Annotated in this window: 23 protein-coding genes; 14 read left to right on the forward strand and 9 right to left on the reverse strand. The window is 63.2% G+C overall.

Going from position 1 to position 25,786, the window contains the following annotated elements; translation table 11 throughout:
• Positions 1–25 precede the first annotated feature (25 nt).
• The gene (locus LOC57_RS13880; protein ID WP_229960443.1) at positions 26–1,069 is read right to left on the reverse strand and encodes a CU044_5270 family protein; all 1,044 of its coding nucleotides are present in this window, start codon (positions 1,067–1,069) and stop codon (positions 26–28) included.
• A complete protein-coding gene (locus tag LOC57_RS13885; RefSeq protein ID WP_227927197.1) occupies positions 1,057–1,638 on the reverse strand; it encodes an RNA polymerase sigma factor in 582 nt (193 codons plus the stop codon). Before LOC57_RS13885 ends, LOC57_RS13880 begins: the two co-directional genes overlap by 13 nt.
• 2,495 nt (positions 1,639–4,133) lie before the next feature.
• On the opposite strand from LOC57_RS13885, the gene LOC57_RS13890 reads away from it, so the two are divergent.
• From LOC57_RS13890 to LOC57_RS13910, 5 genes are all read left to right on the forward strand, one after another.
• Positions 4,134–4,562 carry a hypothetical protein gene (locus LOC57_RS13890; protein WP_229960445.1) on the forward strand — a complete coding sequence of 143 codons (429 nt, stop codon included), beginning with the start codon at positions 4,134–4,136 and terminating at the stop codon, positions 4,560–4,562.
• A 1,270-nt stretch (positions 4,563–5,832) separates the two neighbouring features.
• Positions 5,833–6,417 (forward strand): recombinase family protein, encoded by a 585-nt coding sequence (locus LOC57_RS13895; RefSeq protein WP_227913004.1) that lies wholly within the window; start codon positions 5,833–5,835, stop codon positions 6,415–6,417.
• A 54-nt stretch (positions 6,418–6,471) separates the two neighbouring features.
• Positions 6,472–7,173: a histidine phosphatase family protein gene (locus tag LOC57_RS13900; RefSeq protein ID WP_229960446.1), complete on the forward strand. Its 702-nt coding sequence runs from the start codon at positions 6,472–6,474 to the stop codon at positions 7,171–7,173.
• 15 nt (positions 7,174–7,188) lie between these two features.
• Positions 7,189–7,758, forward strand: a complete 570-nt coding sequence (locus LOC57_RS13905; protein ID WP_227913002.1) for a DUF3090 domain-containing protein — start codon at positions 7,189–7,191, stop codon at positions 7,756–7,758.
• The gene (locus LOC57_RS13910; protein WP_229960448.1) at positions 7,758–8,525 is read left to right on the forward strand and encodes an SCO1664 family protein; all 768 of its coding nucleotides are present in this window, start codon (positions 7,758–7,760) and stop codon (positions 8,523–8,525) included. The genes LOC57_RS13905 and LOC57_RS13910 overlap by 1 nt, the downstream gene beginning before the upstream one ends.
• Before the next feature lie 27 nt (positions 8,526–8,552).
• On the opposite strand, the gene LOC57_RS13915 is transcribed toward LOC57_RS13910, so the two are convergent.
• Positions 8,553–9,272 carry an EAL domain-containing protein gene (locus LOC57_RS13915; RefSeq protein WP_229960450.1) on the reverse strand — a complete coding sequence of 240 codons (720 nt, stop codon included), beginning with the start codon at positions 9,270–9,272 and terminating at the stop codon, positions 8,553–8,555.
• Positions 9,273–9,485: 213 nt separating this feature from the next.
• Positions 9,486–9,704: a DUF4177 domain-containing protein gene (locus tag LOC57_RS13920; RefSeq protein WP_229960452.1), complete on the reverse strand. Its 219-nt coding sequence runs from the start codon at positions 9,702–9,704 to the stop codon at positions 9,486–9,488.
• A 229-nt stretch (positions 9,705–9,933) separates the two neighbouring features.
• Here LOC57_RS13920 and LOC57_RS13925 point away from each other — a divergent pair, with 229 nt between their 5' ends.
• Complete coding sequence (locus tag LOC57_RS13925; RefSeq protein WP_229960454.1) at positions 9,934–10,737, forward strand: hypothetical protein; 804 nt, start codon at positions 9,934–9,936, stop codon at positions 10,735–10,737.
• Positions 10,738–10,999: 262 nt separating this feature from the next.
• Here LOC57_RS13925 and LOC57_RS13930 read toward each other — a convergent pair whose 3' ends face one another.
• Positions 11,000–11,836 (reverse strand): SDR family NAD(P)-dependent oxidoreductase, encoded by an 837-nt coding sequence (locus LOC57_RS13930; RefSeq protein WP_229960455.1) that lies wholly within the window; start codon positions 11,834–11,836, stop codon positions 11,000–11,002.
• A gap of 59 nt (positions 11,837–11,895) precedes the next feature.
• On the opposite strand from LOC57_RS13930, the gene LOC57_RS13935 reads away from it, so the two are divergent.
• The 4 genes from LOC57_RS13935 (at position 11,896) to LOC57_RS13950 (ending at position 15,307) form a co-directional block, all read left to right on the forward strand.
• Positions 11,896–12,516, forward strand: a complete 621-nt coding sequence (locus tag LOC57_RS13935; protein WP_229960457.1) for a TetR/AcrR family transcriptional regulator — start codon at positions 11,896–11,898, stop codon at positions 12,514–12,516.
• Between the two features lie 147 nt (positions 12,517–12,663).
• Positions 12,664–13,494 carry a CPBP family intramembrane glutamic endopeptidase gene (locus LOC57_RS13940; protein WP_229960459.1) on the forward strand — a complete coding sequence of 277 codons (831 nt, stop codon included), beginning with the start codon at positions 12,664–12,666 and terminating at the stop codon, positions 13,492–13,494.
• Positions 13,491–14,651, forward strand: a complete 1,161-nt coding sequence (locus LOC57_RS13945; RefSeq protein WP_229960460.1) for a sensor histidine kinase — start codon at positions 13,491–13,493, stop codon at positions 14,649–14,651. Before LOC57_RS13940 ends, LOC57_RS13945 begins: the two co-directional genes overlap by 4 nt.
• Positions 14,648–15,307 carry a response regulator gene (locus LOC57_RS13950; protein WP_229960462.1) on the forward strand — a complete coding sequence of 220 codons (660 nt, stop codon included), beginning with the start codon at positions 14,648–14,650 and terminating at the stop codon, positions 15,305–15,307. The genes LOC57_RS13945 and LOC57_RS13950 overlap by 4 nt, the downstream gene beginning before the upstream one ends.
• A gap of 93 nt (positions 15,308–15,400) precedes the next feature.
• Here LOC57_RS13950 and LOC57_RS13955 read toward each other — a convergent pair whose 3' ends face one another.
• Complete coding sequence (locus tag LOC57_RS13955) at positions 15,401–16,519, reverse strand: WxL protein peptidoglycan domain-containing protein (RefSeq protein ID WP_229960464.1); 1,119 nt, start codon at positions 16,517–16,519, stop codon at positions 15,401–15,403.
• A gap of 85 nt (positions 16,520–16,604) precedes the next feature.
• Positions 16,605–18,575, reverse strand: a complete 1,971-nt coding sequence (locus LOC57_RS13960; RefSeq protein WP_229960467.1) for a purple acid phosphatase family protein — start codon at positions 18,573–18,575, stop codon at positions 16,605–16,607.
• A 304-nt stretch (positions 18,576–18,879) separates the two neighbouring features.
• Between LOC57_RS13960 and LOC57_RS13965 the strand changes: the two genes are divergently transcribed.
• Positions 18,880–19,533, forward strand: a complete 654-nt coding sequence (locus LOC57_RS13965; RefSeq protein ID WP_229960469.1) for a hypothetical protein — start codon at positions 18,880–18,882, stop codon at positions 19,531–19,533.
• On the opposite strand, the gene LOC57_RS13970 is transcribed toward LOC57_RS13965, so the two are convergent.
• The gene (locus LOC57_RS13970) at positions 19,417–20,763 is read right to left on the reverse strand and encodes a HupE/UreJ family protein (RefSeq protein ID WP_229960471.1); all 1,347 of its coding nucleotides are present in this window, start codon (positions 20,761–20,763) and stop codon (positions 19,417–19,419) included. The two genes, LOC57_RS13965 and LOC57_RS13970, sit on opposite strands and share 117 nt — an antisense overlap.
• Before the next feature lie 484 nt (positions 20,764–21,247).
• Between LOC57_RS13970 and LOC57_RS13980 the strand changes: the two genes are divergently transcribed.
• Positions 21,248–21,598, forward strand: a complete 351-nt coding sequence (locus LOC57_RS13980) for a hypothetical protein (RefSeq protein ID WP_227927227.1) — start codon at positions 21,248–21,250, stop codon at positions 21,596–21,598.
• A gap of 282 nt (positions 21,599–21,880) precedes the next feature.
• Entirely contained in the window at positions 21,881–22,075 is a 195-nt protein-coding gene (locus LOC57_RS13985; protein ID WP_227912987.1) for a hypothetical protein, read from the forward strand.
• A gap of 342 nt (positions 22,076–22,417) precedes the next feature.
• Here the strand turns inward: LOC57_RS13985 and poxB are convergent, their stop codons facing one another.
• A complete protein-coding gene (poxB, locus tag LOC57_RS13990; protein ID WP_229960473.1) occupies positions 22,418–24,136 on the reverse strand; it encodes a ubiquinone-dependent pyruvate dehydrogenase in 1,719 nt (572 codons plus the stop codon).
• 684 nt (positions 24,137–24,820) lie between these two features.
• Here poxB and LOC57_RS13995 point away from each other — a divergent pair.
• Positions 24,821–25,783, forward strand: a complete 963-nt coding sequence (locus LOC57_RS13995) for a thymidylate synthase (RefSeq protein ID WP_229960475.1) — start codon at positions 24,821–24,823, stop codon at positions 25,781–25,783.
• The last annotated feature ends 3 nt before the right edge of the window (positions 25,784–25,786 follow it).

Raw genomic sequence — 25,786 nt, forward strand, 5'->3', positions numbered from 1 at the left:
AAAGCTGTCCCGCTCACGGATCCCCTCATGGAGCGGAGTCCACCACGGAAGTCCGCACCGATCGCCAGGACGAAACGGTACCGGCGGGGGCGCCGTCGTAATCCTGCAGCGAAACAACCTGCTCACCGATCACCAGTCCCGTGGCAGGATCGATGACGAGATCACTGCGCCATATGCCATCGAGGCTGACCATGCCGAGGGCGACGCCCTCCCTGCCGTCGGCCATGACCACGCTGCCCACAGCGTCGACGCCGGGAATCAGCGCGGCGGCCCGGTACAGGGCTACACGGAGATCCGACGGGATCACGCCCGTGCGAAGGATTTCCTTGACCATCTCAAATGCCTTGTCGTCCGGGGTCCCACGGTCCTTCGTGTACTCGTATATCCGGTCGAGGAGCTTGGCCGGATCCCGGGGCAGCCCGCTGGTATCGGCCGGCGGCACGCCAAGTATCGTGTAGCCGGCACCGTCGAAGTCACCGCCCGGCGCCCGGAAAACCCCCACCATGGCGGCTTCTGTTCGCGGATCATTAACCGCCCGGTTGCGGGCGAGTTCCTTGACCACCTCGGGTGCCGAGTCTGCCGGAACCTGAGCTTCCCGGTTCCACACCCACTCACCCTCCAGATCGGAGGGAACATAGAGCTGATCGCGGGAAAGCGCATCCCAGGAAAGCACTACGCCGTCCGCCGCGAAAGTGTTGGAGAGCAACTCCTCCCTTTCGATTTTCAGATACTGCCCCGGAAGGAGCACCGGATCCGCGGTACTCATCGCGGCCGCTTCCACGTCATCAAGCAGTTGGGTTGCCTCCGCTGTTGCCCGGCCGCGATCGGGCAGAACGACGTCGGCCGTCACCAGGACGCCGACGAGGAAGGCCGCCGCTGCCGCCAACAGAGTGATGCGGCGGCGCGCCTTGCCGCGGCCGGCTGCCCGAGGCGGTGCCACGACTGCGGTGTCCACGGAGGAAACAACCCCTATGCCTGCCAGAACTTTGCGGCGGTGGCGGGCCAGTGTTGCCGGCGGCGGGGAGGCAATGCCGCTGCGCATTCCGCGGAGCAGTGTCATTTCGTCCATGCTTGTTCTCCTTTGTCTGCAAGCTGCACGGCGTCAAGCGCGCTGCGCAGGGTCCGCCGTGCCCGGTTCAGACGGGACCGGACGGTACCGATCGGAACGTCCATAGCGGCGGCAATACCCTCGTAGGTCAGGTCTCCCCAGGCATAGAGAAGCAGCGTGTCCCTGTCGATGACGGGCATCGACTTCAACGCCACGGCGATCAGGCCTGTGGCCACCAGGGCATCCGTCTGGGCAGCGACCCTGTCGGATTCATCCGCCACGGAGTCCCGCAGACCTGCCTTCGCTGCGGCTTTCAGCATCCTGGCTTCTGTCCGGTGGTGTCGACGCAGCAGGTTGGTAGCGATGCCGAACAGCCAGGGCCGCGCGTCGTCGTGGTCGTAGTCGTAGCTCTCGAGCCGTTCCCATGCGACCAGGAAGGTTTCGGCAATAACATCGTCGGCAGCGAACTCCCCTGCCCGGCGCGCTGCATACCGGTAAAGGCCGGCAGCGTGCCTGTCATACAGTTCCCCGAAGACGGCCGGGTTGTCCCGGGCAAGGCGAATGATTTCGCCGTCAGTGTCTGTGCTCACACTATGTATTGCCTGAACATCGCTTTAGGGTTCACGGACCCAATACCCGCACGGCTCTCACTCAGGATGTCGGATTTCACCTGACCACTAATGGAACCAGCAGTTCTTTGAACACCAGTCATCACTGCATTCACAGTTTGGTTGCCTGCCCCAAAGCCGACCTCAGGCCACCCCTTGGCAGCACACGGCGAGCTATGACGAAAGCCCAACACCCGCCGCTCAGCAACGGTAAGAGCACCCAAAAGACAAAAGCCTGCCCGAGTGTCATGGAACCCACAACCGCCTGCCACAGAACAGGGACGGCTAACGCCGCTAGCGTAGCCGCGAGAAAACAGGTGCACAGAGCAATCCACGGCGGCCGACTAGATGCCGCATGCATCAGAAGAACCACCGGTCCCCCCACGAGGAGTGAAAAAATAAACCAGGGAACTGCAACCCATGCAGCGAAGATAAAACCCATGCCAGCAGGACCGAAATCATCCGTGGCACCGGGTGGACTCATCACCACCAACACCCAGACAAGCCCGCCAACAGAGACAGCATTGAGCCATGCACCACGAAAATAAAGACGCCAGCTGGATCCTGACACTCCTCGTTCTATGTGGGCTTCCGTCTCTTTTTCATTGGACACGTACCAGAACATACAGGAGCTCGGACGCCAATCCGTCTGATCGGACGCCTCCGGGTTCCCGTTGATGATCAGAAGAAACTCTGGCATCGGCGGTAGCTGATTGGTTGTTGCTCGACGCGCCCCATACTGTCAGTTTCTGAAACGGTGAGTTCTGCGCCAGTTGCATTCCAGTCCAGTGTGTAGGACCCTTCTTCGATTGGCCGGTATCCGTCGTCAGTGCTCTATGTCTGCGATTGGTGTTCAGCTTCCGCTTCTCCAATTGGATCTATCAAATAAATGAAAGCTGAACGTGCCACGCGAAGAGACTCGTGACATGCGTGGATAAGTTCCTGAATGGACGGCTGAGGGCAGCACCGGGACTTCGAGTGCATCTCGGTGAATGCTCCCACACCGAGCTCGGCCGATGACATAGCTGAACTCTTCAGGGGCGCGATCCGTTCCGGGCAAACGGTCAGAGAAACCATACGTACACTCGTCGAAGCCAGTGACACCGCTGGAGTATCACTGGATGATGTCATCGCGATACTGCACAACATCGGGACTGTATCGTCTGAAACAAACAAGGGTGACGATGAAATGCAGTCTCCTTAGTCCCCAGGCGTTGGACGCCGCTAATTAGTAGCAGCTCGCAGCGGATCCTTGTCCTGAATTGCACGCAATACCCCATTTCGCCCGCGAGAATGTTACCCATAAGGCGTTTGGTGATCCTCCTGCGCGCTGGCATTATGGCCCACCAAAATAAGGGCACGCGAACGCTCGTCACACCGGGAGTCATCGGATTGAATAACCTGGACATGTCATGGATGAAGCAGCACTGAAGCGCGCTGGAGCCCAATGGCGTATTAGATCCTGTTGTACAGTCGGTCATAAATCGCCGTAGGGTAAGTTCGCGAGGCGAGGTTATGATCACTAACGAATGGAGGGGATTCGATGCGGTCGACCAAGACTCTGAAGCACATCAGTGCAGGGAGCTTCGTATCAGCTCTGACATTGTCAGTTTTCCTATTAAGCGGTTGTGGCAGTAGTAACTCGGAAGCGCCGACAGCGACGCCCAGTCCGACGGCGAGTCAAAGTTCGACAGCAAGTCCGAGCCCAACGCAGAGGCCCTCTGCCACGCCGACGGCCTCTGAGCCGGTGTCTGAAACACCGGCGGCAGAAGCGCCGGCCGCTGAGGCTCCCGCTCCTGTTCCACCTCCAAACCCGGCGATTAACCCCCAGCCGGCTACTGTGGAGTTTGTTTCGGCGGAGGAAGCCGTAGACATCATTGCGGAACACCTCCAGTACAGTCCCGACCTTAGGTATGACGTTACCGATAATGGGGACGGGACCTACAGTGTGCAGGTCACTGTTCTGTCTATCGTGGCGCAGGGAGGATCCGGGGACGCAGGGACATACCTGGTGAGGCAGGATCGAGCCTATTTCTTGAAGTAGATCAAGAGGCGGGCCTGAGGCTGTTGCGACAGGTCCTGGAGTCCGTTTCTCTGTTTAGCGAAGCGATCTTGCCACCGCCCCTATGGTGATGCGTCCGTAAGCAGCCACGACATTTAAAGTAGTTCAGTCATCCTCAGAGTGTTTCAGAGGAAAGTTCGCCGGTTAGTCGATCCTTCCTCGATGACTCCGGATGGTTTGATGTGGTGCGGCAGAGGCTGGCTAGGGAACCCTGCTGGTCGTTAGTCTCGGCCGACGGCGAGATCCTCGCCAAGGGCCGCTGTACGTTTGCGCCGGCCTAACTGCCGTTCGCTGCAGAGACCGTTGAGTAACACAGGTAAGACTTCCTTGTCCGGTAGGGTGGGGGCGTCGCGCCGGTGGGGCGCGAGGGAGATGTCCGGGGGGGAACGTTTTGCTTCGGAGACCGTCAGTAGGAATGGTCGTTACTCTGTCGATGTTGGGTGGTTTCGCCCTCGGGATCGGCACGCTACCCGCCCATGGGCTCGATGAATCCGAGACGGAGTCCACGACAAGCTCATCGGCTGCTAATGAGCTTGTGCCCTCACCTGCTTCGGCTACAGGATTTCGTGGGCTCAAGGATGATCCAAAGACAGCTGTGTACGAACCGTTCATCGGTTGTTCTGCTGAGTATGTAAATGGTCCAGGCGCTGCCCTGGACCGGAGCAGCATGATCGGTCCGGAGAATAGCGTGATGGTTTCTCCCGCTGAGATGAGTTCCATGGGTCGGCCCGGAGCTGAGGTTGAGGCACAAGCTCAGGCCTGGAATGAGCTAAGCCAGGAAGAACGCGGTGAACAGTTGTGCCGCGCGGCTCAACAGAACGCTGTTATCGACGAGGTGCGTTGAGTACCGAACGCAGGGCTACGAGCCTCCATGGACCGGCCCGGTCGATTAGGCCCGACCTTTTGGTAAGAATAGTGCTGATTGCCACCCTTCTTCCCATACTTCTCTTGGTCATGCTTTCAGCCGCCACCATTGTCTCCTTTGCCCGGGGAACGGGTGCCGTGTGGGCCCAAGTAACGATATATCTGCCGTTCCTCGCAGCGGTTCTCGCCGCGGTCGTGACCGGTGTCCTAATGAGACGAGCTGAGACGACCCGGAGGGCATGGGCGATGTCCCTTTGTACGGTCACGCTGCTCCTCGTCGCGGCGTTTCCGCCCATTTATAGCTTCAGTAAGGCAATGGCTGAGGAGTTATGCGAAAACGCGCCCGGCGGCAGGGGGTACTACGGGGCACCTCATGAAGCTCCCGGCATCTGCCACTGGGCCAGAAACTAATTGCGCTTGGGGCAACGTTGATGGGGGTGACTGTTCTCGGCTACGCTCACGAACTCGTCGAGATTGAGGCTCTGGCAGCGGCAGTTGACTAGCAGCTGCCCTCTCAGGCCGTCGCTATAAACGATCCTCCATCGGGCGCTGAAGCCGTCTCTGCTGAACCGGTCCTTGCCGCCTGCTCTTAGTCTCCGTGTGTTTTGCGGAAAGATGACGGGGATGTTTTCGCTTTACGGTCCTACCTGAGCAGAAGACCAACGACCCACAGAACGATTGCGATCGCGCCGGCGATCGCAACGGCGAAGCCGCGACGACGGGAGATCGTTAGGCCTTGGAAGATCATTCGCAAGAAGAGCTCAATGCAGAGACCAATTGCTACGAGAGCACAAACTAACGCCGCACCCATCACTAGGGCAAAGTGGCTTGAGTGATGAGGGATCGCCTCAAAATATCTACCGGTAAGCATGACCCCGCCTAGAAGCATGACGACGATCTGTATCCAAACCCATGATCGGGCTTCCCGTACATCGCCCTGATTCCGGTTTTTCGAAGAATCGCTCATCTAATTGCTGGCTTCCCTATGTGAGTCCGCCATCCCTGATGAGAACGGCACCGACTAGTGGTAACTACTTGAAGGTCTCGAGCAGCTTTTCTGGTCATCCTATAGTCAGCATCGCGCGGTGTTGTCGGTGTACAGCTGTCCGTAAGCCGGTCCCTAGCCGCGGCACAGGCACCCGCACCTACTCGCACTGACATGCACAGATACCTGTTTGACCTCGCGGTTCGCGTATACCCCGCCCGGGCACGTGCCCGGTGAAGGTAGCCCAACCGCTACATTCGCAACCATGAGCGCCCACGTCGTCGGTTACGCCCGTGTATCCACCAGCGAGCAGGACCTCACAGTCCAGCAGAACCAACTTGCAGCCCTCGGCGTCCCCAAGGATCTGGTTTATACCGACCACGGACTAAGCGGCACCAACCGTGACCGGCCTGGGCTACGTCAGGCCTTGGCAGCGGTTCGTGACGGGGACACGTTGGTCATCACCAAACTCGACCGACTCGCCCGCTCCCTTCCCGACGCCCGCGACATCATCGAAGAACTTACGAAGAAAAACGTGAAGCTGAGTATCGGCGGATCCGTCCATGATCCTTCGGACCCTGTCGGCCGGCTGCTGTTCAACGTCCTCGCCATGGTCGCCGAGTTTGAATCCGATCTCATACGCGCCCGCACACGAGAAGGCATGCAAGTTGCCAAAGCCAAGGGCAGGCTTCGCGGCAAGCAACCCAAACTCTCCAGATTGCAAGAAGCGCACGTGGTGTCCCTCTATAGCGCGGGAGAACACACCACCGCCGAGATCGCCGAACTCTTCAAGGTCGCCCGCAGCACGGTGTACCGCATCATCCAGCGCACACACCCGTCAGGCAGTTGACGCACGGTGCCCACAGTCAGCGTCCAGCCCGCCCCCTATGACTACGCTAAGGACATGGCAACACTCATCCTCGTGCGGCACGGCCGCACCACCGCGAATGCCTCCGGGCTGCTGGCCGGCCGGACCCCCGGCGTCGAACTCGACCAGGTGGGCCGCGACCAGGCCGCCGCCACCGCCGACCGGTTGGCGAAAGTCCCCGTCGTCGGCGTGGTGTCCAGCCCCCTGGAGCGCTGCCGCCAGACCGCGCAGTTCATCCTCGACCGCCAGACCGGCACCCCGCACACGCCGGTCGAGGACGGGCTGACCGAGTGCGACTACGGCTCCTGGCAGGGCCGCACGCTCGAGGAGCTCGCGAAGGAGGACCTGTGGAAGACGGTGCAGTCCCAGCCCTCCGCCGTCGTCTTCCCCGGCGGCGAGTCCATGGCCGCGATGCAGGCCCGCTCGGTGGCCGCGGTCCGGCGCCACGACGCCGCGTTCGAGGCTGAACACGGACCGGGGGCAGTGTGGGTGGCGGTGAGCCACGGCGACATCATCAAGTCCGTCCTCGCCGACGCGCTCGGCATGCACCTGGACATGTTCCAGCGCCTCCACGTGGGCCCGGCCTCCGTGTCGATTGTGCACTACGGCACCGGGCGCCCCACCGTCCTGGCCACCAACACCGACGCCGGGGACCTGTCCTGGCTGGCGGCCAGCCCGACGCCGGACGACGCCCCGGTGGGCGGTGGTGCCGGTCACGAGGCGCCGCCGGCCGGATGAGCCTAGAGTAGTTCCATGCCTACAACCGTTCACGATTTCGACTGGCCCGACCGCGTCGTCATCGGCACCGTCGGCGTCCCGGGCCAGCGCACGTTCTACCTGCAGGTGCGCGCCGGGAAGCAGATTGTCAGTATCGCCCTGGAGAAGCTCCAGTCCGCCCAGCTTGCCGAGAAGATCGACGAGATCCTCGACCAGCTTATGACCGTCGACGGCAACCCCTTCCACGTGCCCGCCAGTACCCCCATCGAGCTTGTCGACAATGACGATCTCGACGCTGTGGAGGAACAGTTCCGCGCAGGCGTCATGAGCCTGGGCTGGGATCCGACGACGGCGCAGCTCGTCATCGAGGCCTACCCCCTGGATGAGGTGGATGAGGACGACGACGGCGGCTTCCTCGACGAAGACGACGACGAGACTGACGCCTCCGACGCCGAAGAGGTGCTGCGCGTGCGGATGCCCGTGGGCACCGCCCGGGCCTTCGCCAAGCGCACCCGCGAAGTGGTGGGCGCCGGGCGGCCGATCTGCGTAATCTGCGGGCAGCCGATCGACCCCGACGGGCACACCTGCACCTTCCCCGAGTCCTGATGCCCGCGCCCGACCTGGTCACCGACGAGCTCACGCTCACCGGACGCCTGACGACGGCGTCCAACGCCACCTTCCTGGGCAGCATCGGCGACGCCGCGGTGGTCTACAAACCGATTGCGGGCGAGAAGCCGCTCTGGGATTTCCCCGACGGCTGCCTGGCGCACCGCGAGGTGGCCGCCTATGTGGTCTCCGAGGTGCTGGGGTGGAACATCGTGCCGCGCACCTGGCTGCGGGACGGCCCGCTCGGTGAAGGCATGGTCCAGCTCTGGCAGGAGACCGACCCGGAGCAGGCTCCGGTGGACCTGGTGCCGGAAGAAAACGTTCCGGAGACCGGGTGGAAAGAGGTCCTGCAGGGCCAGGACGACGTCGGGCGGATCGTCTCCCTCATCCACGAGGACACTCCGGTACTGCGGCGGATGGCAGTGTTCGACGTCCTCACCAACAACGCCGACCGCAAGGGCGACCACGTCCTGGCCATGGCCGGCGGGCACCGGTACGGGGTGGACCACGGTTTGACGTTCCACCAGGAGCACAAGCTGCGGACGGTGTTGTGGGGCTGGATCGGCGATGCGTTGAGTGCCGAGGAACTCGAAGGCATCGACCGGGTTCTCGACGGACTGCACGGTGAGCTGGGCTCGCAGCTGGCGAAGCTGCTCACCGCCGAGGAGATTGCGGCGTTCGCTGCACGCTGCGCCTTGCTGCGATCGGCCGGGCAGTTCCCCGCGCCGGCCGGTGACATGCCGGCGGTTCCCTGGCCGCTGTTCTAAGTCAGCGGCACTTGACCTACACCGCAGCTACGAGACGCGCCCGGCCACGGCGGAAACGGCGTCGAGCTGCACCGGTGGAAGCGCCTCGAAGGCCGGTTTGGCGAACCAATACCCCTGGAACAGGCGGATGCCGGCGGCTTTGAGGACCCGGAACTCCGCCTCGGTTTCGATGCCTTCGGCCAGCAGGGTGATGCCAAGGTCCTTGGCGATGCCGATGATTCCGGCCAGGACGGCCCGGCGGGCCGGGCTGGTGTCGATTCCACGGATGAGCTGCATGTCGATCTTGATCAGGTCCGGCTGGAAATCGACCAGCAGGCCCAGCCCCGCGTGCCCGGCACCGAAATCATCCACGGCGGTGGTGAAGCCGTGCTTGCGGTATTCGGTAATGATGTTGGTCAAATGCTCGGTATCGGACACCTCCTCGTTTTCGGTGAATTCGAACATGATGGACGACGTCGGAAAGTTGTACCGTTTAGCGGCCAGCAGGGTGGCACGCAGGCAGGCGGCCGGTTCGTACACCGCCTTCGGCATGAAGTTGATGGAAAGCATCAGCTCCTCGCCGGCCGGGAACAGCCGCGATGCCAGCTCCACGGCCTTGACCCGGCAGTCCTGGTCGAAGCGGTATTTCTGTTCGGGCGAGACCTTTGACAGCACCTCGAATGCGCTCTCCCCGGCCACACCGCGGACCAGTGCCTCGTAGCCCCAGACGCGGCCGGCGCCGGCGTCGTAAATCGGCTGGAATGCCATGCTGAACTCGAAGTCGAGCTGTGACCCTGTGCTGCAGCCGGCGCATGCCATGCGGTGTCCCCCTGAGGAAGTAAGTTCCCAGCAGTCTACGGGCGCCTGGAGCCGGAAGCCGGAGGCCACGGGGAGCCGGGGCAGCGTCACTCACCTGCATGACGAGCGCCGGCAGCAGCAACACCGCCCGCAGCTTCAATCAATTCCGTTTGGGCCCGCCGTTCAACGAAGGCTTTCGAACACCATGGTCGCCTGGATACGGTCACCACCGCCAAAACCTTTGCTGCCACTGCTGGCTGTAGTGATCGTGTGAAGCCGGTAGCCTTTTGCGGCTTGATCATTGATGGATTTCTCCACGGCGGTCAGGTTCCCTGAGCCGGTCCCCAACAGTTTCTCTTTCAGGATCACCTGTAAAACGACGTAGTGCGGCATTTGTGCCATTCCCTTCCCATGTCTGGCTAATTGAGGGCAACCCTACTCGATGCCGCCCGCGATCATTCCGGCGGAGTGAGGCCATTTCATCCGTAAGGAACCGACATTTCATCCTCCGCGAGGTTCGGCGGATAGACTGCAGGTCTGCTTGGATCAAACACAGGAACCATGCGGCCACAATAGTCTTGCGGCTCGGAAACAACAGTTCTGGCCGACCCTTTTGCTCGAGAGGATAACGATGTCCCGGCACACCGTTGCGAACATCGTCAAGGTCACCCTTGCCATCGCCTTTTTTATTTTTATGCCCTTCATCGTGCCAATTCTCGGCATAGTCAAAAAGAACTGGAAAGTGATCGCCGAGGGCGTCCTTTACTCCGTCCTCTTCGTAGCCGCTCTCTCAATCGACGCGGAGAGCCCGCTTAGCACTTTGTCTTCCTTTGTTGGTCTCGGTTCCATCGTTGTATCAGCCGTACGGTTCTACATGCTTCGAGATCTTTGGCTCAGTCGAAAGGCTAAGGGCACGGGACGGAACGCCACTTCTCAGCCCAATACAGCGTGGCCGGCTGCATCGCACCCGTCCGCCGTGGCGGCGCCGGTGACCCCCTCCACGGAACACTTGTCGCAGTCATTGGCATGGGTCGCCACGCAGGCCAAACAGAACAAGCATCACCTTCCCGCAGACGCGTATGTCTCCGTCTTGGAAATCTGCCAGACCCTGGACGCTGTTGTTGACGCAGAAACGCGCCAGCCGCTGGGTGACCCACAATTTGAGTACGAGCTGACAGCCACAGTGCGGGAGTACCTGCCGGCCGTCGTCCGGGGTTACTTGGCCATCCCGCCCAGCATGGTGGAGAACCGGCAGGCGAACGGACGGACTGCCAACGAGGAACTGGTCGAGCAGCTCCAGCTGCTCGCCCGGCAGGCCGAGACGCTGCACGCCAGCCGCCACCGCCAGACCTCGATGGACCTGTCCAACACCGGGAACTTCCTCCGGGAGCGGTTCGGCCACCAGCAAGGCGGGTTCGACTTCGGGATCAAGTAGCCGCTTGGGCTTACGGCGGAAGGTGGAATCCTGACGCCGGTTTGTCGCCCGGTGCGCCCCTCCGGTCTACCAGACTCAGCGCACCTGCGGGACGGGATAGTTGTCGCGGAGGTACTCCCTCACCGTCGTCGGCTTGCGGCCAAGGAGTTTCTCCAGATCGCCGCTCGGGTTATCTGAGCACTCTCCGAGATCGGGACCAAGAGGACTGCAGTCCGTAGAGCAAAACGCTGCCTCACGGCATCCAGTCCACCCCACTGCTCCCCTACCTCACCACGTCCGCATCCTTGCGGCGCGCGGGATCGGTCACGCGACGCATCACCGCAACGGTTCCACGTCTGCTCATCATCCGTGCGGCGGTCGCGCTGACTCGGTTTAGCCGGCCGTCAATGACGCTCGGGCCCGGGTTGCGCCGGGCCAGATGAGAGAGGGCGGTGGCGACGACGTCGTCCGGCGTACGCATCCGGGCACCCGCGGTGGCATCGTCGGTGCCGACGACGGCGTTGAACTCCGTGCTGGTGGCGCCGGGCGACAGGGCGAACACGGTGACGCCCGTGCCGCGGGTCTCGGCCCACAGTGACTCGGTGAAGCTCAGGACGAACGCTTTGGCCGCGCCGTAGACGGCCATCCGCGGCGTGGGCGTGTACGCGGCCATGCTGGCGACGTTGATCAGAAAACCGGTGCCCGCCTTCACCATGCCGGGCAGGAACGCCGCACTGATCTGGACCGGTGCGCTGATGTCGACGGCGATTTCCTGGGCCAGCCGGTCGGGATCCTCCTCGACAAAGTCCCCGAACGTGCCGAAGCCTGCGTTGTTGATGACTCCTGTGACCTGTAGCCCTGCCGCCGCGACGGCTGCTGAGAGCTCGGCGCCCGCCGACGGCGAGCCCAGGTCCTGGGTAATCGCGTTGACGGTCACCCCATGCGCCGCCCGAAGCTCGGCGGCTAGAGCGTCGAGGCGGTCCCGGCGTCGGGCGACCAGTACGAGGCCGGCCCCGCGGGCGGCTAATGCGCGGGCAAAAGCCGCACCGATGCCGGACGATGCCCCGGTGATGAGGATGGTTTGGTTCGGAAAGTCCAGTACCGGCATGAGGAGCTCCAATGTTCCCGGGGTGTGTGGTGTATTTGTGCGACCGTATGCCTTGCTGGCACTCAGTGTCAATGAGGCATCTGGGGTACGCTGAACCGGTGACCGAACAATCGACTCTGTGGCAGCGATCGCGCCAGGCGGCATACGCCGAAATTACGAACACCGCCATGCGGCTGTTCCTGGAGCAGGGCTTCGAACAGACCACCATCGATCAGATCGCGACGACGGCGGGGATCTCGCGGCGCTCGTTCTTCCGGTATTTCGGCACCAAGGAAGACGTGGTGCTGGGCGGTCTGGCGCACCAGGGCGAGCTCATGCGGGAGGCGCTGGAAAGTGTTCCCCTGACGGTCGGGCCGTGGGACGCGCTGCGGCAGGCACTGCACGAGGTGGATGCCCTCGCCGTCGAGCCGGGCGTTACGTTGAAGATCGCGAAGATGATGTACGGCACGCCGTCGCTCCGGGCGCGCAGCATCGAGAAGCACCTGCACTGGCAGGCGCTGCTGGTGCCCAACATCCGCCGGCGGCTCGGGCTCGCCGACGACGACGCAACCGACCCCGCACCCGCTGCCATTGTCGCCAGTGCGATTACCTGCCTGGATGTGGCCGGTGAACTGTGGGTTCACGGAGGCGGCACTGAAGATCTGGGCGCGCTTTACGACCGCGCTGTTGCAGCGGTGCGTTCCGGCGCATAGGTAGTGCACACCGGGACTCGCCTGGCTTGTCCCCCGTGCGAGCTACTCGCAAGTGTCCACTCCAGGGTGACGACTCCGAGACCGCAGCTCCGTAGCGTGAAGTGATGTCGCGGCAGGTTGCCGACGGCATCACCTACGGAGGACCTCATGAAATTTGTGCTGCAGCTGCTTGCCGTGACAGCGGTCGCTGTCCTTGGCAACCTTGCCCTCCAGGCGGTGGACGGAAGCCCTTGGCCCGCCCTGGCCGTTGGCGTGGCAGTCGCCGGACTCGCTGTAGTGGCGTACCGCCAGGTAGTGCGGGCAACAGAGCGGCGCTCTGTCGCGGAGCTGGCGTGGCCCGGCGCCGCACGGGCGGCCGGGCGCGGCGCCGTGGCCGGCGTCGCACTCTTTGCCGCCGTCATTGGAATCATCACGGCCTTCGGCGGCTACCAGGTCACGGGGCTCGGCTCGGCAGCCGGAGCAGTCGGGCTGATCGGTCTTATGTGCGCCGCAGCCGTCACCGAAGAACTGATGTTCCGCGGTGTGCTGTTCAGGTGGGTGGAGGCCGCAACCGGCACCTGGTGCGCGCTGGTCCTGACGGGATCATTGTTTGGCTTGGTGCACCTGCTGAATCCCCATGCATCCCTCTGGGGCGCCGTCGCGATTGCCGTAGAAGCCGGCGGGATGCTCACTGCGGCGTACATCGCCACCCGCAGCCTCTGGCTTCCGATCGGACTGCATTTGGGCTGGAATGCCGCCGCCTCGGCCCTGTTCAGCACGGAAGTGTCCGGCAACAACACTCCGCAGGGGCTTCTGGACGCCGCCACGTCCGGCCCGATGCTGCTCACCGGGGGTGATTTTGGACCGGAAGGCAGCATCTTCGCAGTCCTGTTCTGCGGACTGGCCACCCTGGCCTTCCTGCGCCTGGCGGCACGGCGCGGCAACATTGTGTCATTCCGTGCGGCCCGCGGCACCGCACGGGCTAAAGTGGCGCAGTGACTACGATCACCGATAGATGGCGCCGGCTCGACGTCGTCGTGCGGGATCTACCGCTTGCGGCGGCACTGTTTGTCCTGGCCCTTCTGCCGGTGACCCACGGATACGGAACAGTGCTCGGCGGGCTGCCTGACCGCCCCTTTTCCGGCCCGGCCCTGGCCGCAGTGGCTCTGCAATCCCTTCCTCTTGCCGTCCGCCGTCGGTGGCCGGCTCTCTGCCTGTCCCTGGTTTCAGCGGGGTTCGCCCTGGACCAGCTCAACGGCTTTCACACCTTCGCCGGCACCGGCCTGGTGGTGGCCCTGCTGAGCGCCGGCTCCTATCTTGAGCGGCACCGCAGGCTTGCCGTAGCGGTTTTCACCGTCGGGTACACCGTCCTGGTTGCCGGCATGTACCGGCTGGAAACCCCCGAGCCCCTCAGCGAGTTCGTGACGTTCTACGTGGCCATGGCCTTCGCCGTCGGCGTCGGGGCATGGCAGCGGGCCGGACGGATCGCTGAGCAGGACCGCCTTGACCGCATCGCCGAGGACACGCGCTCCGCGGAACGCACCCGGATGGCGCGGGAACTGCACGACGTCGTCACCCACCACGTCACCGCCATGGTGGTGCAGGCGGAAGCGGCACGCTACCTCAGCGGGTCTCCCTCCCGGCTCGACGGCGCTTTGGAAACCATCGCAGGCACCGGACGGCGGGCGGTCTCGGATCTGCGGCAGGTGCTGGACGTGCTTAATCCCGGCCATGAGGAGCCCGGCCGCACCCCGGGCACCGCCGAACTGCGCAGCCTTGTGGAGCACGCGCGCCGCACCGGGCTGCAGGTCGACTTTGCCGAGGAGGGCAGGCCGCCCGGGGACATGGATGACGGAGCCCAACTGGCCCTGTACCGGGTGGTGCAGGAAGCGCTGACCAACGCGCGGAAGCATGCAGCCGGCAGCCGTACCGCTGTCAGCATCTGCTACAAACCAACGGAGACCACAGTTTTGATTCATTCGGACGCCGCGGCGCCACCGTTTCCCGACACCGCCCAGTTGCCTGCTGGCAGCGGCCGCGGTCTGACCGGACTTCGCGAACGGCTGGCGGCAGTGAGCGGCGATTTCAGCGCCGGACGGCAGGAGGACGGCAGCTTTACGGTGTCTGCCCGCGTGCCGACGGAAGGCCCGGCATGAGCTTGCCGACCAGGGTCCTGGTGTGCGACGACCAGCCGCTGATCCGGACCGGATTCGCCACGATCATCGGCGCGCAGCCGGATATGGAAGTGGTGGGTGAGTGCGGTGACGGACGGGCCGCCGTCGACTTGGCCCGGCAGCTGCTGCCCGACGTCGTCGTGATGGACATCCGGATGCCGCAGCTGGACGGCATCGAAGCCACCCGCGCACTCGCCGGCGCCGGCGTTTCCATCCCCGTCAAGGTGCTGGTGGTGACCACCTTCAACCTGGATGAGTATGTCTATGAGGCGCTGCGCGCTGGGGCCAGCGGCTTCCTGCTCAAAGACGCGCCGCCGGCACAGCTGCTCAGCGGTATCCGCACCGTAGCTTCGGGGGCCGCCCTGCTGGCACCGGAGGTAACACGGCAGCTCGTGGGCCGCTATGCCGAACGCATCCGGCCGGCGGGCAGCGCAACCGCCGATTCCGGCCTCACGCCGCGCGAGCGCGAAGTGCTGCAACTCATCGCCGCGGGGCTTTCCAATGCCGAGATCGCCGCAGCACTGGTGATCAGCTCGGAAACAGTGAAGACCTTTGTCTCTCGGATCCTCGCCAAGCTCGGCCTCCGCGACCGGGTCCAAGCCGTGGTGTACGCCTACCGGCACGGCCTGGTTTCCTAAGGGGATGACGCTGCGAGAAGGCCAAGGAGTCACTGTTGTTGACGGGATCGTTGGCGGCGTAGACGTATAAGTCGGCAGCCCGGCCCTGATGCCTCAGCCGGGCAGACGGGTCGCCTTGACGGGTGCGTCCTCGAGGGCCTTCGATGCCGCAGCATGGACGGGGTCGCCCTCGAGGGCTTGCGCGACCGCCGCGTTGACGCGTTCGTCCTCGCGTTCCTTCTCAGCGGCGATACGGTGCCGACGACGGCGGATGTACAGATACGTCGCGGCCGCCAGCAGCAGGATGATCGCCATCGCGGTCCACGGGATCGCCGCGCCGACAGCGGTTCCCGATACCTCGGCGAGCGGCGTGGTGGAACCGGATGCATCGCTCATCACCGGGGTGACGGTCGTGCTCGCCAGCAGGACGAACAATGGCAATATGCCGTCCACGGTCACCGTCCGTGTCCAGCTCTCCCCGGGTAGCAGCTCGGGCACCGCCTCGCCCTCGGCGGCGTCCACCGGGAACCAGCCGAACGGCCCACTCACCACGTCGGCGGGCTGTACGGACAGCGCCGCATTACCGGTGTTATGCAGCGTGTACGTCATGGCGGCGTCGCCGCCCGCGAAGGGGTTCCAGCCGCCGTTCCAGGACACGGACAGGTCCTCGACGGCGAGTGAGGGCGCCAAATCGCCGCCGACGCGCAGGTTGACGCGTATGCCCAGTCGCCGGTCGACGCTAACACCGGAAGACGCGTCCGGGACGGTGAGTGAGGTCACCAGCCCTCCGACGTAGTCCCCGGGGGTGGCGTTGGCAGGGATGTCCACGGTGAACGGGATAGTGGTGGCCGCGTCAGGGCCGATGGTGACAGTCTTCGTTTCGGCAGTGACCCAGGTTCCGACCGCCTGCGAAGTCTCGCCCGCGACGAGCAGCGAGAGCTCCCCGTCGTCGGATGTGAAACCGTCGGCCGCGTACACGGAGAGAGCCACCGGTTCGTCGCCGCGATTGGTGATGACCATAGCGTCCGTCACCGAACCGCCCGGATCCACTGTGTAGGTGAAAGTTGTGCGGTCGGCGCCGAGGTCGTTGGACGCAGTGCGGACGGTCCATGTCACGTCGTCGGCGCCCTCGGCATGGGCGGGGAAAGCCGGGAGAAGAAGAGCAAGGGCCGCGAGGGCGGCGACCCGGAGCGCCCGGCGGCGCGGGCGCCGGTATACGAGGGAAGCGTTCACGTGAGATCTTTCGGGAAGGGCGGAAACGGGACAGATCCGTGGGAGTGGGGCAGCCCTCCCCCACGGATCTGAGGACGTGTTGTTGTCAGCCCGCGAGCGCGGTGACCGTCAGGGTTGCGCGGTAGCTTCCCTTTTCCGTGCCGGCTGGCAGCTTCAGGTCGAGATCGGCACCGAGGAGCGCCGAACCCTTCTCGTGGCCGTTCGCGGCGGAACCGAGCGCCCGGCTAACCGACAGTCCGCTACCGCCGAAGTATCCGGAAGCGACGGGGGCGCCCGCGACGGCACCGGCACCGGGGATGAGCACCTTCGGGGTCCAGCCCAGGTAGCTGCCGGAGAAGGTCTTGCCACCGTCGGAGAAGTCGCTCACCACGGCCGTCAGCGACCAGGGTGCATGCGAAGAACGGCTGTCGGCGACGTTGATCGGGTTAATCTCCCCGTTGGCCACGAGGGAGCCTTTGGATTCCTGTGCGGTGCCGAGGTCCACAAGACCGTTCTGTCCGTCGATCGTCCACCCGAATTCACCCGGCGCGGCCGTAGGAACAGTCACCTGAATCTCCTCGGAATTGCCGTGGAAGGGGTGGATGGTGACGCTGTCGATGACACTTCCAACACCATCCACGGCCGTCGAGGATCCGGCGGTACCGCACCAGGAGGACTGCCCGCCTTCGACCGTCGCGTCGCAGGTTCCGCTGCGGATGCCTTCAACGACGAGCTCGTCCGCCTTCACCTGAACCTTCACATAGCCGCGCACATGCTCCTGGTTCTGCACCGAGTTGTACCAGTAGTTAGCCGGGTTCAGCGGGTCCCCTCCGTTGCCGGCACCGCTGGTGCCGGTTGCGTCAGGAGCCGAGATGTCGTAGTACTTCGACCCCGACGCCGAGTTCGCGGTCATATAGATCACGCCGCCCTCGCCAACGAAAACCTCGTTCTGGCCGGGCACCTCGTCCGCGTTCGCCTTCGCACCATCGTTGATTTCATAGCTGCGCGTGTACACGTGATCGTGGCCCTGCAGCACGAGATCGACGCCCAGGTCCGAGAATACGGTGGGGAAATCTACACGGCGCACCTTGGCGTCCTTGTCCTTGGCGTGCGCCGCTGCCGAGTAGATCGAATGGTGGTAGGTGAGCACCTTGTACTTTGCGTCCGCACCGTGCGCGTTCACCACATCAGTGACGTACTGCACGTGAGCCTGGTCGCCGCCACCGGTAGCGGAGTCGTAGCTGTTGCTGTTCAGATCGATAAACAGCACATCCTTATAGATGTACCAGTAGTCACCGCCCGAGGTGGTCGACTTCTGGGCAGCCTTGGCGTAGTACGCATCCGAGTAATCGGTGTTGGGGGTGTGGAAGTGCTGCTCGTATGCCTTGCCACCCACATCGTGGTTACCGATAGTTGCCGCCCACGGGTACTGCCGCAGCTGGTCGGGGGCAAGGAAAGCGTCCCACTGCGACTCGGTGTTCGCCGCTTCGACTTGGTCGCCGCCTGAGACGAGGAGCTCGGCGTTCGGGCTGGCATTGAGGGCGACGTTGAGGGTGTCAGCCCACCCCGCCCCGTCCTGTGCGGTGTTCCCGGAGGCGCCGATCTGCGGGTCCCCGAAGAACAGGAAATCGAAGTCCCCTTCAAATGACTGGGTCTTGAAGGAGTAGGCGGTCGACCAGTTTCCGGCAGAACCGACGCGGTACGAGTACTGCGTGTTCTCCTGCAGGCCCGAGACAACCGCATGGCGGTTATACCCACCGCTGGTGGCGATGTTGGCGGCGCCGGTCGCTGAGAACGTGGTCACGGACGGACCGAATTCTCCGTTCACCAGCGAGGCTGTCGGGGCAACCTGCACAACCTGCGCGCTGTCGGAGCTGGTGTACCAGGCGAGCGTGCGCTGGGTCTCATCGGAACCGACGCCGAGCACAATGCCGGTGTAGGACACAGGGTCAGCGGCGTGGGCTGCAGACGGTGCGACGGCGATAACGCTACCGGCGGCCAGTGCCGCCGTGAGGGCCACAGTCGACAGCCACCGTGCCGCGCGGCCCGCGGGCCGAGGGGGTGCTACCAGGAACATGTGTATTCCGTTTCTCTCATGGAAGTGCGGTGATGGGGGAACCGGACGCGCTCTCGCGGCCGCGTCCGCCCCAAGGATTTAGGCGGCACATTGACGGAAGGTGAACAATCGGCGGTCCCGCCGCATCGCAAACGGAAACATCTGGCGGCCGGCGGTTTCCATGCATGGCGTCACCAGCCCAGGCGAACATGAGGAGCCCATCCGGTGAACAGCCCGGTAACTTGTCCGTGGCGAGTCGGCTCCAGCGCATTTGCAGATGCACTCTGGAATCGCTCGCCGCTGTCCAACCGATGAGGATATTTCCGTGCATCACCGCCCCGCGATCGCGACCACCCTGAGCGTCGCTGTCCTGCTCCTGTCCGGCTGCGCTGCCAGCGACTGGGACGACGCCCGCCCCACGACCACTGCGACGGGTCTGCCCGCCGCGGGCTTCATCCCAACACCGCTACCGTCCCCGGAGGGGACCGTAACGCCGGCGTCCGGCTCTTGGGCGGGTGTCGACCCTGCGCCCGGTTACCGCGTAGTCCTCCTCACCAGTGGCGAGGAGGAGCGCACGGCAACACTTTCCGCAGCCGTAGTCGAGTGGGCCGACGCCGTGTCGGCGGATCTGCGTCGAGTGGATGCCGGCGAGGACGCGATCCGCAGCATCACCGAGGCGATGGATATGAAGCCCGAGCTGATTGTCGCCGCCGGTGACGGCCTGATCGATCCGCTCGCCATCGTGACACCCAACCATCTGGATATACCGTTCCTCGTGCTCGGTGCTGAGCTGGCCGAGCCGACCGCCAACGTCACGGCTGTCGAATGGACGGGAGCGGGGTTCCGCGGCTCCGGCCTCGGGTCAACCACGCAGTTTGATGCGGCCTCGTTCACCCCGGAACGTAGCGCGGAGGCGATCCGGGCCGGCGTCGCCGCCGTGCTCACCCGCATGACCGGCGTCGTACTCTGGATCCATTGAGCGCTTGTTTGGGGTGGCCTCGCGGGTTCCGAGCCACAGTGCGGCAACCACTGCCACGAGTCCGAGGTAGAAGGGTACGGGGAAGTGCGCCATGGCATCGAACAGGGGCTGGAGGACAGAATCCTGACCGGTGCTGATGCCAACGATCCAAGCGATCGCGGCGACCACTGCCAGGGAAGCGGTCACGAGGCGGAACCCGGCGTACGCATGGGAGTGTGACAACCAGATCAGCAGTGGCAGAACCAAAGCTGCTGCGATGATTTGTGCCAGCTCAATGCCTATGTTGAACCCGATGATGGCGACGAGTTTTTCGCTGAACCCGAGGTTCAGCTCGAGGATAGTCGTAGCGAAAGCGGTGCCGTGGACGAGGCCGAAGCCTCCGGCTATGAGGAGCTCACCGCGGGACAGAAGCGGCCGGGCGGCATGGATGGCGGCCACGATGATGGAGACCGCCACCAGGACCTCAACGGGCTTGGTCGGGAAGGAAATCAGTCCGAGCGACACCAACGCGAGAGTGACCAGGTGTCCGGCGGTAAACGCGGTGATGATGAGTGTTGCCCGCCCGATCGTCCGCTTTGTTGCGATTGGCTGGTTCCACCGCAGCCCCCGCGCGCCGCGGCCGGCACCCGATGGAGCCACCACCAGCAGCGTCGTCAGAAACAGCAGGTGATCGGTGCCCTCGGCAATGTGGAGCATCCCCAGCCGGACCACGGCGAAGAATCCGTTCGCGGGAGTGGATGCATTCCGGTCGAGGATCATCTCAGTCACCCCGCCGCCGAGGACGCCCACCACGTTCGGCTCGCCCTCTGTAAGAACGCCGTTGTTCCAATCGCTTACCAGGGACACGTACACCTGGTGCGAGGGGACCACATCCAGGATGAAGCGGTAATCCAGCACGATGTTTCCCTCGATCGCACGGTTACCGTTCGCAAACCGGACTGTCGTGACAATGGCGTCCTCGCCGTTGATGCTCTTGAACTCGGGTTCGCTTACGACTGCCGGCTCGAGAGCCGACACGCTGTCGGCGACGGCCACGCGATTGAGGATGAATGACAGGAGGTTGTCGGCGATGTCATCGAGCGCGGCTTGGTCGGACCCGATGTCGAAGCCGGTTGCGGCGGTGAAACCGGCGTTGTGGATCTGCATCTCGAGGTCGACTGAATCTGCCCGCACGGTCACCTGCACACCCGTGGTTCCCGCGGGGTGGGCGGATGCAGTTTGAGCGGGCATCACGATGAGAAGCAAAACGAACACAGCAGTAAGGCAGACAAGTATCGGCCGCGAGAGGCGGGGGGAAATAGCAATCACGACGCGACAGTAACCGTCGTGTGCGAACGCGAAGCAAACCCCCGGTGACGAGAAGGCATTGAAAGCTCCTGCCGCTCCACTGCGACGGTGACGAGCGCGCAGCTGCCGCGTTGGCTCGGGCCAGACCTAGCGTCCGTCGGGTTTGCTTCAGCCGACGAAGATACGGAATGGATGCCCAGCCGGATCGGCGTAGACGTATAACGGCTCGTCCGGGTCTTCCGTGCGGTTGAGGAGGAGCTCATCAAGGGTCTCCTCACCAGTGTTCGCAAAGCCGGGGCAGTCCCGGGTGTGGGCGGTTGAGTCGGGTCATGAGCCCGCGGTTGGCGCCACCTGTTTGGTCGTTAGGCAGCCCCTGGACCATGTTGACGGCGGCGGAAGCTACTTCGAGCGTGCGTTAGGACGATTAGTGAATACAAAAGCACAGGTCGATGAACGAAATGCCAGACAGCCCTTGATCATCGACCGCGTCTTTTCAATCGTTTTCTTAGTCGCGCAGCCGTTCGTCGCCGTCGCGCAGTTCTTGATTGTCGCCCTCGGCGCGTCCGACTGGATGGACGGAACCCGTTCAATACCGCAATGGGCGGCAACGACTGCCTACGTTCTGATCTTCCTCATTGCTCTCGCGGCGACAATCGCCACGATCGCGATGCTCGCCAAGCGCCGGATCGCGTTCTGGGTACCGCTCCTCGCGATGGTGGTTACGTCCGTGATGGTACTCGTCCTCAGTGCATATGATCAGAAACCTGACATCCAGTAAACCTCGGTCCTGAGCACACTACGAGATCGGGACCATTGGGACTGCAAACCGTAATGTCTCAATCGGACCTAGGAGCATCGTCTGCCACCAGCCGGTGTGCATCCACGGCTTCTTTGCCGGGGTTGCTATCGGCTGCGCCGCAGGAGCTGCAGGTACGACTATTTCAAGCGGGGCGGATGGAGGCGTGGATGGCACCGAGGTCGGCAAGGGTTGTCTATCGGGTGGAATTGCTGGTGGCGTGACTGGTGGCCTTGGAAATCTACTGAAAGGCGCATTTCCTAAATGACTATGACACCTGACCTCCGGCTCGGGCTGCTAGCTACTGTTTTCCTGATTGGGGCCGTTGTAGCGCTATACGTGCCGATCATTCGGGGTGGAACGATCAAAAACGCTTCACTGACCAGAAAGCAGTGGACGATCTTCATTGCACTCATGGCTGCTGCGGCTTTGCCGATATTCATCGCGCTGATCAATTAGTTAGGATTCATGAAGGGCCGGAGTGCACTCAAGATGCACCCCGGCCCTTCGCTGTATTCCGTAATCGGCTGTTCACACCGTCTGGCCGAATTTCCTGAACTATGCGGGCGCTATTTGGTGACGTTGGGATGGTGGGTGTGGACATCGGTCAGGACCACGGTGCGGTCACAGACGTAGAACCAGATCCGGGCTCCATTGCTCAGTGCGTATGCCGTATCCGCTGGATGGTTACGGCGTCGGTGATGAATTCCATTCTGACGTACAAAATAAACAACCTGTGGTGGAAGCACGGCGCCGATGAGGCGTCCGCGCAGGGCGAATGACCTCGGGGGCGCGCAAGCCTCAGAGCAGCTGGCGCGCGTTGGCCCGGGCCAGGTCGATGAGTTCGCGGCCGTTGCCGGCGAGCACCGTGCGCAACGCGTAGACCGCAAAGCCGGTGGCCTGCTTCGCATCGATCTTCGGCGGCATGGACAGCTCCTGCCGCTCCACCGCGACCGAGACAAGCGCGGGGCCGTCGTACTCGAACGCCCGGCGCAGGGCTCCCTGAAGGTCCTCCGGGCGGGTCACGCTCTCGCCGTGCATCCCCACCGCCTGCGCCACCTTGCCGAAGTCCGGGTTCTGCAGTCCGGTGCCGAAGTTGACGATGCCCGCCGCCTTCATCTCCACCTCCACGAAGCTGAGCGCGGCGTTGTCGAACACCACGATCTTGATCGGCAGATTGTGCTGCACCGCCGTCAGCAGCTCGCCGAGCATCATCGCCAGGCCGCCGTCGCCGGCCAGGATTACTACCTGCCGGTTCCGGTCCACGGCCTGGGCGCCCAGGCCGAGCGGGGTGGCCGCTGCCATGGTGCCGTGCCAGAAGGAGCCGATCAGCCGCCGTCGTGCGCCGATGTGCAGGTGCCGGCACGCCCAGATGACCGGGGTGCCGACGTCGGGCAGGAAGACCGCGTCGTCGTCGGCGAGTTCGTCGATCAGGTGCGCCAGGTGCTGCGGGTGGATGGCGCCCGGGCCCTGCTTCTCCAGGTCGTCAAGCTGCCGCCGGGTGCGGCGGTAGTGATCCAGCGACTTCTCCAGGTGGGTGCGGCTGGACTTGCGCTCGAGCAGCGGCAGCAGCGCCTCGGCCGTCTCCCGCACTCCGCCGACCATGCCCTGGGTGAGCGGCACGCGGCGGCCGAGCTGTTCGCCGCGGATGTCGACCTGCAGGATCTTCGCGTGCTTCGGGTAGAACTGCTGGTAGGGGAAGTCGGTGCCGAGCATCAGCAGCGCGTCGCAGTCCTCCATCGCCCGGTAGCCGGACGCGAAGCCCAAGAGCCCGGTCATGCCGACGTCGAACGGGTTGTCGTGCTCGATGAATTCCTTGCCGCGGAGGGCATGCACAATCGGCGCGCCCAGGGCGTCGGCGAGGGCGAGGACCTCCTCGCGCGCCCCCTCGACGCCGGCGCCCGCCAGGATGGTGACCTTTTCGCAGGAGTTCAGGGTGGCGGCGGCCTCCTGCAGCTCCGCCGGGGACGGCACGGTGACCGGGTTGGTGCGGCGGACCGTGAAGACGCGCTCGTCCTTGGCGTCTTCCAGCGCGGTGTCGCCCGCCATTATGAGCACGGCTACGCCCCGCTTTTCGATGGCCGTCCGCATGGCGATCTCCAGCAGCCGTGGCATCTGCTCGGGGCTCAGCACCATTTCGCAGAAGACGCTGCAGTCGCGGAACAGTTCGGTGGGCCGGGTCTCCTGGAAGTACTGGCTGCCGATCTCGTCGCTCGGGATGTGCGAGGCGATGGCGAGGACGGGAACCCGGCTGCGGTGCGCGTCGTAGAGCCCGTTGATCAGGTGCATGTTGCCGGGGCCGCAGCTGCCTGCACACACCGCGAGTTCGCCCGTCAGCGCTGCCTCGCCAGCCGCCGCGAATGCGGCCTCCTCCTCATGCCGGGTCAGCATCCATTCGATGCCCTTCTCCCGGCGGATCGCCTCGGTCACCGCGTTCAGGGAGTCGCCGGGAACTCCCCAGATCCGCTGGATCCCATTGGCGGCGAGGTTGTGGACGACGGTCTCGGCGATCGTGGGCATGATGCTCCTCTGTTCGGTGCGTTCAGACGGCATTGTCAGTCTAGGCGGCGGGGTTCGGGCGGGCCAGAGGTGGGGGGGGGTGGGTGCTTAGCGCCCGTTCCCCGCCAGCGTTCCCCTAGAGCTGGCCGGGTAGGACCCGACTACGATCCAGGCCTGCAGGACACCGGCAGGAAAGTGTCCTCTTGAGCCAGGACTGCAAGCCTGCTCATCACCCTCATTCATTGAGCCGCCCCTCCGCATCGATAGATGGCGGTGTCCGCCGACCTAGCACAGAATACGCACAGTGCTGTAGGGCTGGACCGGGGACGAGTTGAACTCCGAGCGACTAGCTGCAATAGACAGGGATCGTGGAGAAATGCGGGAACAGTTTTGACTCCGCCTATACAGCGGTTGTAACTCCTTCTGGTCTGAGCGGCGATGGAAGGCCAGCGGCTCCCAGGGTAGTGCCCTTCGAGTTTGACGTCCCAGGCCCGCAGCTTTCGGCACCGGTGTCCTACCGCGGATTGGAACACGTTACTGTCCGAGCGGATTCAGGGAGAACGCCATTCACAATTTTCCTGCAGCACCATTGGACTCGCATCACCCGACGGTTCCGGTACGAGGCCTGCAAACGTGCTAAGGAACCTGCTATCGAGGTTGCGGGCCATGCAGTAGACTGATGCAAATTATTACTGGGGGGATAGCGTGCAGCACTTTATTACGGGTGAATCAATTGATGACCTAATGCACGAAGCCATAGTGGCGGCGATGACCGAAGGAATTGAGATTCGCCCAACAAAGGGCGCAGCCAGAGACTTATTCTCTGTCCTCATGGAACTCGAAGACCCTAGGGCTAGAGTCAGCAGGAGCCAAAGTCGAGAACGAATTATCAGCGGCCTAGCGGAACTCCTATGGTATCTATCTGGCTCAGATTCCGCGGCTCAAATCGGTTATTACGTACCGTACTACAAGAAACCTGAAGTATCCTCAGACGGACATGTTATAGGCGCATATGGGCCGCGATTGATGGACTTTGACGGCATCAATCAAGTGCATAGAGTCATCGATACACTGAAACGAAACCCCAGTTCACGCAACGCGGTAATACAAATATTTGACCACGAGGATTCCGAACAAGCCCCATGCACCTTAGCGCTACAGTTTGTCATAAGAAACGGCAACCTGGATATGCTGGCAACGATGCGTTCAAATGATCTTATTCTAGGTTTCCCACATGATATATTCGCTTTTACAATGCTCCAAGAAGTAGTCGCCAGGTCTGTCGACGTTGACCTCGGCACCTATTATCACTCGGTCGGTAGTCTTCACCTCTATACGCGAGATCAAGAAATAGCAAGTCGTTACACTGGGGAAGGCTGGCATCGAAAAGCTTGCATGCCCGCAATGCCCGCTGGTGACCCGTGGGTCCAGATTAATGCGTTGCTAGTCCTTGAAGAAATTATACGCACTTCGCCCCGCATAGACATAGCGATTTTGAGTCTGCCTAAGCATCCATATTGGCGTGATCTCGCCCTAATATTAGTCGCCTACCGACTCCTGCAGGACGGCAGGATAACGGACCTCGCTCTTATTACCGAGTCAATACATAGCAGCTTTATACACTCTATCGTCCAAGACCGCCTCGACCGTGAGATTTCCAGGAACTAAATT

It is taken from the genome of Arthrobacter sp. zg-Y750 (genome assembly GCF_020907365.1).
Classification (GTDB): Bacteria; Actinomycetota; Actinomycetes; order Actinomycetales; family Micrococcaceae; genus Arthrobacter_B.